Raw genomic sequence first — 13473 nt, 5'->3', positions numbered from 1 at the left:
GAAACATAGAAGGTGCGTCATGGCTCCCAATAGCAATCTCCCGGTCGCCATCATCGGCGGTGGACCTGTCGGCCTGGCCGCCGCCGCCCAACTTGTCAGCCGCGGCCTTCCGGTCAAGGTTTACGAGGCCGGTCCCGCGGTCGGCTCGAACCTTCTGGATTGGGGCCATGTGCGGGTCTTCACGCCGTGGCGCTATTGCGTCGATGCGGTCGCCCGAAAACTTCTCGAGAGCCACGGCTGGCAAATGCCGGAGCCGGAGGCATTCCCCACGGCGGACGAAATCGTCGGCCAGTATCTCGCGCCGCTCGCAAAGCTGTCCGAACTGGCGCCGTCGATCGAGACCAATGCCCGTGTTGTCGCCATTTCCCGCTGGGGAGCCGACAAGGTGTTGAGCAAGGCGCGGGAGACGCGTCCGTTCATGCTTCTGGTCGAAACCGCCGAGGGCACGCGCCGAGACAGCGCGCGTGCCGTCATCGATGCGTCCGGCACCTGGCAAACGCCGAACCCGCTGGGCGCGGGCGGCTTGCCGGCCGAAGGCGAGAGGGAATTTGGAAACCGCATCGCCTACGGCATTCCCGATGTTCTCGGCCGCGACCGTCATCTCTATTCAGGCCGCACGACATTGGTCGTGGGCGCTGGCCACTCCGCCGCCAACGCCTTGCTGGAACTAGACAGGCTTGCGCAAACCGAGCCGGGCACCTCGGCGCTATGGGTAACGCGCAGCACCGATCTCGTCCGCATCTACGGCGGCGGCGATGCCGACGCCTTGCCGGCGCGCGGCGAGCTTGGCTCCGATGTCCGGGAGCTCGCCGAGAGCGGACGCGTGCGGCTGATGACGGGCTTTGCCACGGTTGCCATTCGCGAGGTCGACGGCGGTCTGATGGTCGAAGGCCAGACAAAGGATGGATTGCGCACGCTCGGCCCCGCCGACAGGATCATCGCCGCGACGGGTCAGCGTCCCGATCTCGCCTTGACCCGCGAGCTTCGGCTGGACCTCGATCCGTGGCTTGAAGGCGTCAAGGCGCTGGGGCCGCTCATCGATCCCAACGAACATTCCTGCGGCGACGTGCCGCCGCATGGCCACCGCGAGCTCAGCCACCCCGAGCCCGATTTTTACACGGTCGGCGTCAAAAGCTATGGCCGCGCGCCAACCTTCCTGCTGCTGACCGGCTATGAGCAGGTCCGCTCGGTCGCCGCGGCACTCGCCGGAGATATGGAAGCGGCCGATGCCGTGCAGCTGGTGTTGCCCGAGACCGGCGTCTGCACCGTGCCGGCGTCACTTTCAGGTTCGTCATCTCAGGGTTGCTGCGGCGGGCCGGCGCCGGCTGCTGTCGATGCCTGCTGTGTCGACGACGCCAAGGCGAAAGCCAGCGGCAAGTCGGGATGCGGCTGCGGCAGCACGCAGTCCGTCGCCGCGCGCAGCGGCGATCTCGAGATCGTGGATGCCGCTCAATGAGCGACCGGAAGATCCCGGCCGCGGCGCTCTGGGCGTTGGGGCTGACGCAGATCATCGGCTACGGCACGCTCTATTACAGTTTTAGCATCCTGGTGCCGTCGATCGCGCTCGAGTTCGCCTGGCCGGAACAATGGGTTTTCGGTGCCTTATCGGCGTCGCTGCTGGTCGGTGGCCTGTTTGCGCCGACAGCCGGGCGCTGGGCCGATCGCTTCGGCGCCGGCCGGGTGATGACCTTTGGTTCGGCAGCGGCCGCGGCAGCACTTGTCGCTTGCGCGCTAGCACCCGGTCGGGTGACCTTCGTTTTGGCCCTGATGGCCATGGAGCTGGCGTCCGCCTTCGTGCTCTACAGCGCCGCTTTCGTGGCGATCGTCCAGATCGGTGGAGCCAGGGCGCAGCGAAGCATCACCCATCTGACGCTGATCGCCGGCTTCGCCTCCACCCTGTTCTGGCCGCTGACGGCGGCACTGCACGAATACCTGACCTGGCGCGAGGTCTATCTGGTCTTTGCCGGCATCAACGTCGCCATCTGCCTGCCGATCCATGCCTGGCTGGCGCGACTGTCGCGCCGGGCTGGGGAAAGCGCTTCGGCGGCACCTGCGGTCATCGGGTCGGCAGGCGGTGCGGTTGCCTTTACCCCGCGCGACCGCAGCAGGGTGTTTCTGCTCATGCTTGGCGGCTTCGCGGTCGAGGGTTTCGTGCTGTCCTCGATCCTCGTTCACATGGTGCCGCTGACGACGGCGCTCGGACTTGGCTCGGCCGGGCTCGTCGTCACCACGCTTTTCGGCCCGTCCCAGGTGGCGAGCCGGCTCATCAACATGCTGTTCGGCGGCCGGCTGGCACAGACCTGGCTTGCGGTCATCGGCGCGACATTGCTGCCGCTCGGCCTTGTCGTGCTGCTGGCGACGACACCATCGGTCGCCGGCGCCATCGCCTTCGTCATCCTGTTTGGATTGGGCTCGGGTCTCGCCAGCATCGTCGGCGGCACGCTGCCCCTGGAACTGTTCGGACGGGAGCGTTACGGCGCCCGGCTCGGCTGGGTGACGGCGGCGCGTCAGTTCTCGTCGGCACTTGCACCATTTGCCCTCGCCATGGCGATGGCAGGCATGGGCGTCCAACCATCGCTCTGGCTGGCCGCGGCGGTCGGCATGCTCGGCATATTGGCTTTCTCGGCAATCATCCTGATCAGAAGGCAGCCTCTTGAGGTTGCGATACCTCTTGTGAATGCCAATAGCAGCTGATCCTAACAGTCCCCCGCCCAGATCGGCGGATGCCGCGTCGGCCATTGCGTTACCTGCTCCAGCTCATGGGCAATGCGGAGCAGCCGGTGATCCTCATTCTGGCGGGCAACGAGCTGGATGCCGACCGGCACGCCGCCCTCGGCGTGAAAGAGCGGAAGGCTGGCGGCGGGCTGCCCGGTGACGTTGAAGATCTCAGTGAAGGGCGCGAACCCGTAGGCCCTGTTTGCCCATTCCTCATAGTCGAAATGCGTGCCGTTGCCGTTGATCTCTCCGAGCCGGAGCGGTAATTCGGCCGTGGTCGGCGTCATGATCAGATCGAACCGATCGAACTTTCTCGCCATGGCGAGAGACGCTCGATGAGCGCAACCCAGGGCATCGAGGTAATCGGCCGCCGAGGCTTGTTCGAAGCGTTCCAGCGCGTGGCGGCTCAGTCGCTCGATTTCACCGTTTTCCGGCATGCGGCCGATCTCACCGGCTCGTTCCCGGATGGTCAGGCCAATCTCCGACATCCACAGGAGGCTCCAGCCGTCGCCGCAATCGGCCTCGGGTGGAAACGATGCTTCCTCCACCTCGTGCCCCATCTTCTCGAGCAGCGCCATGGTCTCCAGAAACCGGGCCTTGATTTCGGGCGCGATGTCGGTGCCATCGGCTCGCCGTTCCAGGCAGGCGATGCGCAGGCGCTCGCTCGGCGTGCGCAGCCAGTCGAAATAGGAGGGCACCGATCTGGATACGCGGTAAGGCGCCCCCAGTTCCGGGCCGGCGGTCATATCCAGCATGGCAGCGCTGTCGCGGACCGTGCGCGAAAGCACGTTTTCGGCATGAAGTCCGGCTCCGACCTCGCCGCGATAGGGGCCGAGAGGATTAAGAGCGCGGGAAGGTTTTAGGCCGAACAAGCCGCAGCAGGCCGCCGGCACGCGGATCGATCCGCCAATATCGGAGCCATGGGCTACGGGCACCATGCCGCTCGCGACGGCGGCAGCAGCCCCACCGCTTGAGCCGCCGGCTGTGATCGTCAGATCGCAGGGATTTAGCGTCGGCCCGCGGAAGGCCGGCTCGGTCACGAAGTCGTTGGCATATTCCGGCGCGTTCGTCTTTCCCAGAAATACCAGGCCGGCCGTCCGCCACCGCCGGACGATCTCGCTATCGGGCTTGGGCGCGGCATCCCTGAAATAGGCGGAGGAATGCGTTGTCGGCCAGTCCGCCGTGTGGATACCGGTATCCTTTATGAGGAAAGGAACGCCGGCTAAACGAGCGCTTCGATCCACGTTCCTTGCGCTGGAACGAGCGCCTTCGGCATCGACTAGGGTCACGGCATTGAGGACAGGATTGATCTTTGCGATCGCCTCGATTGCCGCCTCAGCCACCTCGGTAGCGGACAGGTCGCCGGAGCGAACATGTTCGGATAGCGCAACGGCGTCGAGCGCCGCATATTCCGGCAGCTTCATGGCTGGCTCATTTGCCTCGGCTCATTGTGTGCCGGAAAATGTGCAGAGATCAGCTGGGCGATCAGCGCCGGGTCCTCCCAGTGCGGGTTGTGGCCGCTATTTGCGGCTTCGACGACTGCAGCGGTGGGAAAGGCTTCCACCAGCCGCTGCCGATGCATACTGTCGAACAGCGGGTCGCGCCCGCCGTTTACGATCAGCGTATCGACCTTGACGCTTCGCGCAGCCGCCGTCAGATCGGTGCGGCGCACCTGATCCAGTATGGCGCGCCAGCGTGGCGCTGGCATGGTCGACGCCTCCGCCGCCGCCATTGTGAGGAAGTCGGGTGGAACGTCCGCCTCGCAGGCGTGCCAATAGGCATAGAACGGGTCCGTCGGCGATATCGGGTCGCGCAGTGATTGCACCCCGACGACCATCGGATGCGCATCGGGGATTTCGGGCTGCAGCGTGCCCGCAAGCAGCACCAGTCCACCGGCCAAAGCCGGATGCCGGGCAACCATCTCGATTGCAATCATGCTGCCCAGCGAATGGCCCACCAGAACCGGCCGTACGAGCTGCAGTTCGGCAATGAACGCGGCAAGATCGTCGGCGAAATCGGCCGGCCCGAAGCCGCTCGTCCCGGCCTGCGAGGCGCCGTGCCCGCGCAGGTCCGGGATGATCAGGCGGCGGCCTTCCAGATAGGGCACGAGCAGGGAAAAACTGCGGCTCGTATCGGTAAAGCCGTGGATGAGGACAAGCGGCGGCTCGGCGCCGCCGATTTCGATACAGGCCATGGCGATCCCGCGGATAGCGACACTTCGCTTGCGGCCGGCCCATCCCTCCTGCATTGCTGAGTTCACAGGCCGAGCTTTGCCTTCACGGCGTCGAGCGCCGGCTTGCCGTCGAAGGTGGTAACGCCTTGCAGCCAGGCGTCGAGCCTTCCCTCATTTTCCGATATTGCCTTCTCAGCGGCATCGAGCGGCGCCATGCCGTCAATGATCAGGTAGCCCATGCCGGTATTCTCGAAGTCGATGTCGAAGCTGAGGTTCTTCAGCAGCTGCGCGGCGTCCGGACAGGCTTCCAGATAGCCCTTGCGCACCTGGGTGCTGACGGTCGCCGCGCCAAAATTGGGGCCGTAGAATTTGTCGCCGCCAGTCAGATATTTGAAGTCGTACATCGTGTTCATCGGATGCGGCGCCCACCCCTGGAAGACGATGAAGTTCTTCTCCTTTATGCGATATCCGACCTCCGACAACATGCCGGCTTCGCTCGACTCGACGACTTCCCAACCGTTCAGACCGAGGCTCGGGTCGGCGATGGCGTCCATCATCAACTGGTTCGATCCAGGTTCGATGCCGTACATCTTGTTTCCGAATTTGTCGGCGAACTTCTTGAGGTCGGCCACGTCCTTGACGCCTGCTTCCCAGACATAGGTTGGAACGGCAAATGTGTATTTGGCGCCTTCGAGATTGATGCGGACGGTCTCGACCGAGCCATCCTGCTTGTACGGGGCAAAATTCGCGACCATGGCCGGGTCCCAATAGCCGAGGAAGACGTCGAGATCATTGTTCTTCAGGGCGGCGTAGATGACGTCTATCCCGAGCAGTGTGCTCTGCGGCTTGTAGCCGAGAGCGTCGAACAGGACGGAGGCGACACCGGTGGTGAAGGCGAGATCGTTCCAGCCAGGCTCGGCCATGCGGACGACTCTGCATTGTTCCGGTTCCGCGGCCTGGCTCGCCTGCGGCGCAAGCGCCAGAACACACAAGGGCATGCTGATAAGAAAGGCGCGAAGCATTCTGATATCTCCCGTTGTTGACCGTCTGGTCTGATTATTGTCCCACTGGTCAATTGTTGATCTCGGTGGACGGGAATGTCAATATGCATTTGCATCGGGACCAATCATGAAACTCACCCGCCTCAGCGACATCCGCCGCAAGGAGCTGCGCCAGGCAGCATTCGCCGTGCTTCAGCGGGAAGGCATAGCCGGCGCGACGATCGAGAAGGTCGCGGCACAGGCCGGCGCGTCGAAAGGCATCGTGCTGCATTATTTTAGGGATAAGCGAGAGCTGTTCGAACACGCGATGCGCGAGTCGAACCTGGTGCTGCGCGATGCGGTGGTGGCACGGCTGAAAGGCGCCCATACGCCTATGGAAAGGCTCGACGCGGTGATCGACGGCAATTTCGAGCCGCATTTCTTCCAGCCGTCGCTTTGTCATGCGTGGCTCTCGCTATGCGCGGAGGTGCCGCGCGACGAAAAATTGAAACGCATTCAGCGCGTCATCCACAGCCGGATGCGTTCGAATTTGCTGTCCGGCCTGCGCAGTCTTGTCGTCGAAGCTGATGCAAACGATATCGCTTTCGGCATCACCACGCTGATCGACGGACTATGGCTGCGGCTTGGCCTGCAACCCGGCAGCGTTTCGCGCGACTACGCGCTGCGCCAGGTCAAGGACTATGTCGCCGCGCGGCTGGCAAGCGCCGAATCGCCGGCCGCGCGGCCCGCATCAGTCGGCGTCGAGAAGGCCAGCTAGCCGGCGCCTGATGGCTGCGCGCCATCCGCATTCGTCCAGCTTGTGCGCAACAGCGAGCCGTCGGCCATGCGCGCTCGACGGGCCGCGATGCGGTTGATAAGCCCTCTCCCCAAGGAGAGTCGAGACATGACCGTTGCGATCGAGATGGGCCACACGACCGCGGGCGCCCCGGCGGCGCTGGATCTTGAGGAGCTGCTGGCGACCCGCCTTTTGGTGCAGGGCAATTCGGGCTCCGGCAAATCGCATCTGCTGCGCCGGCTGCTGGAGCAGAGCGCGCCCTGGGTGCAGCAGACCATTATCGACCCCGAAGGTGATTTCGTGTCGCTGGGCGACCGTTTCGGCCATTTGGTGATCGATGCCGAGGAGCATACCGAGCGCGGCCTGCAGAGCGCCGGCGAGCGGGCACGCGTCCACCGTGTCTCGACAGTGCTCAATCTCGAAGGGCTCGACGCCGAGAACCAGATGCGGCGCGCCGCCGCCTTTCTCGGCGGGCTGTTCGAGGTCGCCCGCGACCACTGGTATCCGATGCTGGTGGTGGTGGACGAGGCGCAACTGTTCGCGCCGGCGGTTGCCGGCGAGGTGTCGGACGAGGCGCGCAAACTCTCGCTCGGCGCCATGACCAATTTGATGTGCCGCGGCCGCAAACGCGGGCTTGCCGGGATCATCGCCACCCAGCGGCTGGCCAAGCTCGCCAAGAACGTCGCGGCGGAAGCGTCCAATTTCCTCATGGGCCGGACTTTTCTCGATATCGACATGGCGCGCGCCGCCGACCTTTTAGGCATGGAGCGGCGACAGGCCGAGGCTTTTCGCGACCTGGAGCGCGGGCAGTTCATTGCGTTGGGCCCGGCGCTATCGCGCCGTCCGCTCGGCCTGCGCATCGGCCCGACCGATACTAGTCCGCGCAATGGCACCCCGCGGCTGATGCCGCTGCCGGAATCGGCGCTTGAGGATGCCCGCGCGATCATCCTGGCAGCCCCGCCGCCCGAGACAGTGAGGCCGCAGCGCCGGGCGGCGTCGCCGGACCTGCTCGACCAGCTGATGGCGGCCAAGTCGGCGGCGCTGGAAATGCGCCCCGAACCGGTGGAGCCGCCGATTAGCGCCGAGGATCTGGCGGAGCGGCGTGAGCGGGTGGACCGTGTCCTGCGCGCCGTGATGGCGCAGCCCGACGCGGGGTTCCGTGTCATCGGCGTGCTCTATCAGGAGTTCGTGGTCCGCTGCCGCATCGAGGGCCTCGCCTCGGTCGTGCCGGATCTGCCGGAGTTCCGCCGCATGCTGACGCGCGCCCGCGCCGGGCTCGGCTCCGACATGGCAGGGGATGACGCGTGGCAGGATGTCTCGGTTCGCGCCTCGCTGCTGCCCGAGGATATGCAAGGCGTGTTCATGATGATCGCCCGCGCGGCGAAGGAGGGCTGGCCCTGCCCGAGCGACGCGGCGATCGCCCGCGCCTATGGCTCGCACTCGCTGCGCCGCGCCCGGCGCCTGCTGACTTACATCGAGGAGCAGGGGCTGATCGTGTGCCAGCTCGACGGTGTGGGACGGCGGACGGTGACGCTGGTGGAACTGGCCTGGGCGACGGCACCGGGCGATCCGAATGCGGAGGAGGCGGAGCAGGGGCGTTTGGCGGTGTGAGGTGGGTGAAGGGTGCGTGAGAAGAAGAGCCTTTCTTCAAGCTGCTGGTATAGTCGATGGTAGGCACAGCGGCCATGCCTGCATTGCGCCCATAGGCGGACACTCCGGAACGGCCAATTCCTCGCCCCAGCCATCCGGAAGATTTCTATGCGACGCGTGCGGGCCCCGGCCCGGGTTTGAGCACAGTAGCGAGCACGATGCCAGCGACGATAAAGGCAGCGCCGATCAGGTCGTAGCCGTGCAAGCCCTCGCCAAGCAATAGATAGGCGAGTATGGCGACGAACACTGTCTGCAAATAGAGCAGCATGCTCGCCCGGCTCGCACCAAGGGTTTCCACGCTTTTGTTGTAGAGATAGTACATCAAGGCGCCGCCCGGGCCTGCCAGATAGGCGAGCGCGAGAATGCTATTGACGTCCATGGTGGAGCGTTCGTCGTTGAACAATTCCCATAGATGGAAAGGCAAAGCGACCAGCGCGCCGGCGCCGAGCAGCAGCACGACCATCGGCAAGAGTTCGATGCCGAACCTGGCACGGCGCAAAAGCACGGTATACAGGCCCCAGCAGAACGCGCTGCCAACGATCCATAACTCGCCAGCGTTGAACCTGAGCTGAAGCAGTGCCGTCAGGTTCCCGTGCGCGACGATGAAAACCATCCCGGCCAGCGCAACCAGCGCGCCAAGCGACTTCCAAAGCCCGAGCGGCTCGCCAAGCAGAAAACGGGCGAGCACCATCGTCATGACAGGAGATAGCGCCATGATGATGCCGGCCGTGGTTGCGTCAGTGTCGTTGAGGCCATGGTAGATCATGCCTTGGCACAACGTGAGGCCGATTGCGCCGACGGCGACGACCTCCACGGCGCGCGTTCGCAAAAGTTCGATCATTGCCTCATGGTGACGGTGCACGATCGGCAGCAGGATGGCGCAAGCCAGCGCCAGCCGCCAGAAGCATAGCCCCCAAGGCGGCATTTCAGGTGCCACCCATTTGGCCGCGATATAGACACCGGCCGAAAGCAGCCAGCACAGGACAGCGGTTGGATAGCCGGCCATGGAGGATGCGGGACTGACGGCAGGTTGCGTCGCTTGATGCGCTATCGGCACTGCCTGCATGCCATGCCCTCCCGCGATGAGCCTCCGCCCGAGGGAGGTAATATAGCCTGTGGCGTTGGATCGTGCATCTGGTTTTGGATGGTGGAGGGAATCGGGCCGGCCGCACTATGTCTCCCGATGGGGTGGAAACTCTTTCCCCTGAGTGGAAATGCGTCCTGACTTCGAGGGCGGCAACCTGCCGGCTGCAGCCGGATGCCGGGCGGACATTATGAAACCTTCTGACTATCAAGCCGTTGTCGGCGATGCCAGAGGCTGAATTCAAAGCCAAACCGCCCGGCAGCGCCAAACCGCCCGGTGCGAGAAAGCCGCGCCCGTCGCGCCGAGAGAAATCGCGTCCAGAGGTACCGAGCGAAGAGAAACCAGGCGAAGAGAACGCCCCGGTCATCGAACCCGCTCCCGAGGTCGACGGCGAGCCCGCGCCACCGCCGGAGGCGATCGAACCCGATCCTCAGCTGACGCCCGAGCAGGCCGAGCAGGCGCGCAAGAAATATCTGCTGAAGCGCTTCTGGATCAGCGGGCGCGGATACTGGGGCGGCGGCGGCGACAGGCTCGCCTGGCTGTTCACGATCGCGCTGTTGATTCTGATCTGCATCAATGTCGGCTTCCAGTATGGAATCAATGTCTGGAACCGCTCGATTTTCGATGCCATCGAACAACGCAATGCCCGCACCGTTTATTTCCTGAGCGCCGTTTTCCTGCCGCTCGTGTTCGGCAGCGGAAGTCTGGTCGTTGCGCAAGTCTACCTTCGCATGACGATCCAGCGCCGCTGGCGTTCCTGGCTCACCACAGCGGTCATCGCGCGCTGGCTCGCAAACGGCCGCTATTATCAGTTGAACCTCGTCGGCGGCGACCACCAGAATCCCGAAGCCCGCATCGCGGAGGATCTGCGCATTGCCACCGAATCCCCCGTCGACTTCATCGCCGGTGTCCTCAACGCGTTTCTGTCGGCTTCGACCTTCATCGTCGTGCTGTGGACGATCGGCGGGGCGCTGACGCTGACGATCGCGGGTTCGAGCGTCACCATTCCCGGCTTCCTCGTCATCACGGCGGTCGTCTACGCCGCGATCACCTCCACGTCCATGACTGTCATCGGCCGCCATTTCGTCCACCTCTCCGAGGAAAAGAACCAGGCGGAAGCCGAGTTCCGCTACACGCTGACGCGCGTGCGGGAAAACGGCGAGAGCATCGCCTTGCTCGGCGGCGAGGAGGAGGAGCGCAGCGGCATCGACAGGAATTTCGGCCATGTGCTCAGGCAATGGGCGCTGCTCACAGGCCAGCACATGCGCACGGCGCTGGTGTCGCAAGGGTCGAGCCTGTTTGCGCCGCTCGTGCCGGTCCTGCTTTGCGCTCCGAAGTTTCTCGAGGGAAGCATGACGCTTGGACAGGTCATGCAGGCTGCGTCCGCCTTTGCCATCGTGCAGGGGGCGTTCGGGTGGCTGGTCGACAACTATCCACGTCTCGCCGACTGGAACGCCTCGGCCCGGCGCATCGCTTCGCTGATGATGTCGCTCGACGGGCTGGAGCGCGCCGAACAGAGCGACGCCCTGGGGCGGATCCAGCGTGGCGAGACCGAAGACGATGCGATGCTCAGCCTCGACAATCTGTCCGTGACGCTCGACGACGGCACCTCCGTGGTCAAGGAAACCGAGGTCGTGATCGAGCCAGGCGAGCGGGTGCTGGTGGCCGGCGAATCGGGTTCGGGCAAGAGCACGCTGGTGCGAGCCGTCGCGGGTCTGTGGCCATGGGGCGGCGGCAGCGTCAGTTTCCACGCTGAGAGACGACTGTTCATGTTGCCGCAACGGCCGTATATCCCCTCTGGTACGCTTCGCCGCGCCGTCGCCTATCCAGCGGCGGCCGACAACTGGACGACCAACGAGATCAAGGCTGCCCTCGACAAGGTGGGCCTCGCCTATCTCGCCGCTAAGATCAAGGAAGACGCGCCATGGGACCAGACCTTGTCGGGTGGCGAAAAGCAGCGGCTCGCCTTCGCGCGCCTCCTCCTGCACAGTCCCGATATCGTCGTCCTGGATGAAGCGACCTCAGCGCTCGATGAGAAGAGCCAAGGCAGGATGATGGAGGTGCTGCTCCACGAATTGCCCGATGTCACCATCATAAGCGTGGCGCACCGAGCCGAGCTGGAAGCCTATCACAGCCGCAAGATCACCCTGGAGCGGCGCAAGGACGGCGCAAAGCTTGTCAGCGATATCGAGCTTGTCCCGCGCAAGGGCAAACGGAACCTGTTCACGCGCGCCCTATGGGGCTCCGGTGCGACCGACAAGCGGCGTGCAGGGAAGTAGGCTCATGATGGCTGGGACGGAGAGTTGCAAGACCGCATGGCCGCAACGGTCAACGTGTGCAGACGTAAGTCGACTTTGCCAGAAGCAGGCGCCGCGGCGCCTTCACCTCTGTTTCACAATCCGCAAATACGCCGCCGTCACGAGCAGCACGATCACCCGAACAATATCCGCCGCGCGCCCTCCGGCATTTGCAGAATGGTGAGCAGTGTCGTCAGCACGGTGAGGATCAGGGCGCCGATGATGGTGCCGGTATAGCCGCCGCGGCCGCCGAAGATCGAGGTTCCGCCGATCACGGCGGCTGCCACCGAAGGCGGCACCAGCAGTTCTTTAGTTAGTTCCCGAAGCGCCGATGGACGCTTCGGGGTTGACGTAGTCTCATTCACTTGCTTGTCGCAGCCTGCTCGATGAGTGCAGCGACAGCCTCGGGCTTTGATACATAGACGGCATGGCTGCCGGCGGTTTCTGTGACGGTTGATCCGGCACGCCCGGCCATCATGCGCTGCGCCGCCGGCGGGATCATTCGGTCTTCAGACGCAACCAGGTAGTAGCTCGGCTTCGACTTCCATGCCGGATCGGTGACTGCGCCGGTCAGCGCTTCGACGCCCCACGGAACCTGCGAATCGGCCATGAACGATGCCACATCGGCGTCTACATCTGCTGCGAACGAGGCAGCGAACTTGTCTTTGTCGAGGAAGAGGAAACCATCCACGGGCGGCAGGATCGGCGGCACAGGCGCGCCAGCAGGCGGATTGGCGATCAGCGAGGAAACGGACTCACCCTTGTCCGGTGCGAACGCTGCAATGTAGACGACAGCCTTCACCTTCTCGTCCGTGCCGGCTTCGCTGACGACGACGCCACCATAAGAATGGCCGACGAGAACGACAGGGCCGTCCTGTTCGGCAATCGCGCGCCTTGTCACGGCTACATCGTCAGCCAACGAGGTCGTCGGATTCTGAACGATGGTGACGTTGTAACCGTCCTTCTTCAGGATCTTGTAGACGCCTTGCCAGCCCGAACCATCGACGAAGCCGCCGTGGACGAGAACGACGTTCTTTACGCCTGCCGGCTGTGCGGCGGCGGGTGTGAGAGCGGTTGCCGCCATTGCAAGTGTCGCAGCGGCGGCGATGAGGGTCTTGATCATATCGGCATCTCCTTGTTTGTCACGATAATCATTATCGCGATAATCAACGTGTACAGATGCGCATTCGGCTTGTAAAGCGATTTCTTTATCGCGATATCATTTTCTGTGATAGTGGACATCCGCGCCACGAAATGGAGGCTACAATGGCCAACGACCCCGTGCTACCGCTTGATGGTCAGCTTTGCTTTTCGATCTATTCCGCCTCGATCGCCATTCAGCGTGTCTACAAGCCGATGCTGGACGAGCTTGGCGTCACCTATACCCAGTACCTGGTATTGAGCGTCCTTTGGGAGCGCGACGGACTAACGATCGGCGCTATCGCGGACAGGCTGGCGCTGGAGCCAAGCACGATCACGCCTGCCGTAAAGCGCCTCGAAGCTGCGGGCTTTGTTGCTCGCCAGCGCAGCACAACGGATGAGCGGCAGGTGCAGGTCCATCTCAGTGAAAAGGGCGCTAGCCTTCACGCCAAGACAGGCTGCTTGACGGCCGCCCTACTGCTCCATTCGGGCTTCACGGCACCCGAAATGATCGAGCTAAACCGTAAAGTGCAGTTATTGCGCGACGGCATGAGAGACGCTGCCGCTCCAACTCCGGTCGCGTAGTCCTTCGCTACGGCGTCTGCTTTCGCCGGTAGCGGTCCTACTGGCGGCAAAGC

The 13473-nt window shown here is 64.0% G+C and carries 11 protein-coding genes and 1 pseudogene; 6 read left to right on the top strand and 6 right to left on the bottom strand.

The window, feature by feature from the left end:
* The first annotated feature begins 19 nt into the window (after nucleotides 1-19).
* Both NKH73_RS04570 and arsK read left to right on the top strand, forming a co-directional pair.
* On the top strand, nucleotides 20-1456 hold the full coding sequence (locus NKH73_RS04570) for an NAD(P)-binding domain-containing protein (RefSeq protein ID WP_352928517.1): 1437 nt from the start codon (nucleotides 20-22) through the stop codon (nucleotides 1454-1456).
* The gene (gene arsK, locus NKH73_RS04565; RefSeq protein WP_352928515.1) at nucleotides 1453-2694 is read left to right on the top strand and encodes an arsenite efflux MFS transporter ArsK; all 1242 of its coding nucleotides are present in this window, start codon (nucleotides 1453-1455) and stop codon (nucleotides 2692-2694) included. The genes NKH73_RS04570 and arsK overlap by 4 nt, the downstream gene beginning before the upstream one ends.
* A 2-nt stretch (nucleotides 2695-2696) precedes the next feature.
* On the opposite strand, the gene NKH73_RS04560 is transcribed toward arsK, so the two are convergent.
* The 3 genes from NKH73_RS04560 to choX all read right to left on the bottom strand — a co-directional run bounded on the left by NKH73_RS04560 (nucleotide 2697) and on the right by choX (nucleotide 5886).
* A complete protein-coding gene (locus tag NKH73_RS04560; protein ID WP_352928513.1) occupies nucleotides 2697-4139 on the bottom strand; it encodes an amidase in 1443 nt (480 codons plus the stop codon).
* On the bottom strand, nucleotides 4136-4909 hold the full coding sequence (locus NKH73_RS04555; RefSeq protein ID WP_352928511.1) for an alpha/beta fold hydrolase: 774 nt from the start codon (nucleotides 4907-4909) through the stop codon (nucleotides 4136-4138). The genes NKH73_RS04560 and NKH73_RS04555 overlap by 4 nt, the downstream gene beginning before the upstream one ends.
* Nucleotides 4910-4971: 62 nt before the next feature.
* A complete protein-coding gene (gene choX, locus NKH73_RS04550; protein ID WP_502893885.1) occupies nucleotides 4972-5886 on the bottom strand; it encodes a choline ABC transporter substrate-binding protein in 915 nt (304 codons plus the stop codon).
* Nucleotides 5887-6016: 130 nt separating this feature from the next.
* Here choX and betI point away from each other — a divergent pair, with 130 nt between their 5' ends.
* Nucleotides 6017-6646 (top strand): choline-binding transcriptional repressor BetI, encoded by a 630-nt coding sequence (gene betI / locus NKH73_RS04545; protein ID WP_352928508.1) that lies wholly within the window; start codon nucleotides 6017-6019, stop codon nucleotides 6644-6646.
* A 126-nt stretch (nucleotides 6647-6772) separates the two neighbouring features.
* The gene (locus NKH73_RS04540; RefSeq protein WP_352928506.1) at nucleotides 6773-8275 is read left to right on the top strand and encodes a helicase HerA domain-containing protein; all 1503 of its coding nucleotides are present in this window, start codon (nucleotides 6773-6775) and stop codon (nucleotides 8273-8275) included.
* A 145-nt stretch (nucleotides 8276-8420) separates the two neighbouring features.
* Here the strand turns inward: NKH73_RS04540 and NKH73_RS04535 are convergent, their stop codons facing one another.
* Nucleotides 8421-9380, bottom strand: a complete 960-nt coding sequence (locus tag NKH73_RS04535) for a DMT family transporter (RefSeq protein WP_352928504.1) — start codon at nucleotides 9378-9380, stop codon at nucleotides 8421-8423.
* Between the two features lie 242 nt (nucleotides 9381-9622).
* On the opposite strand from NKH73_RS04535, the gene NKH73_RS04530 reads away from it, so the two are divergent.
* On the top strand, nucleotides 9623-11677 hold the full coding sequence (locus NKH73_RS04530; RefSeq protein WP_352928503.1) for an ABC transporter ATP-binding protein/permease: 2055 nt from the start codon (nucleotides 9623-9625) through the stop codon (nucleotides 11675-11677).
* A gap of 102 nt (nucleotides 11678-11779) precedes the next feature.
* Here NKH73_RS04530 and NKH73_RS04525 read toward each other — a convergent pair.
* A pseudogene (locus tag NKH73_RS04525) lies at nucleotides 11780-12003 on the bottom strand (ABC transporter permease); the annotation flags it as partial.
* A gap of 53 nt (nucleotides 12004-12056) precedes the next feature.
* Nucleotides 12057-12779 carry an alpha/beta hydrolase gene (locus tag NKH73_RS04520; protein WP_352928779.1) on the bottom strand — a complete coding sequence of 241 codons (723 nt, stop codon included), beginning with the start codon at nucleotides 12777-12779 and terminating at the stop codon, nucleotides 12057-12059.
* A 182-nt stretch (nucleotides 12780-12961) separates the two neighbouring features.
* Here NKH73_RS04520 and NKH73_RS04515 point away from each other — a divergent pair, with 182 nt between their 5' ends.
* Nucleotides 12962-13420, top strand: coding sequence for a MarR family winged helix-turn-helix transcriptional regulator (locus NKH73_RS04515; RefSeq protein ID WP_352928501.1), 459 nt, complete (start codon nucleotides 12962-12964; stop codon nucleotides 13418-13420).
* The last annotated feature ends 53 nt before the right edge of the window (nucleotides 13421-13473 follow it).

This window comes from Mesorhizobium sp. M0938 (assembly GCF_040319125.1).
In the GTDB taxonomy this organism is placed as follows: domain Bacteria; phylum Pseudomonadota; class Alphaproteobacteria; order Rhizobiales; family Rhizobiaceae; genus Mesorhizobium; species Mesorhizobium robiniae.
This window is presented reverse-complemented; position numbering and strand designations above follow the sequence as displayed.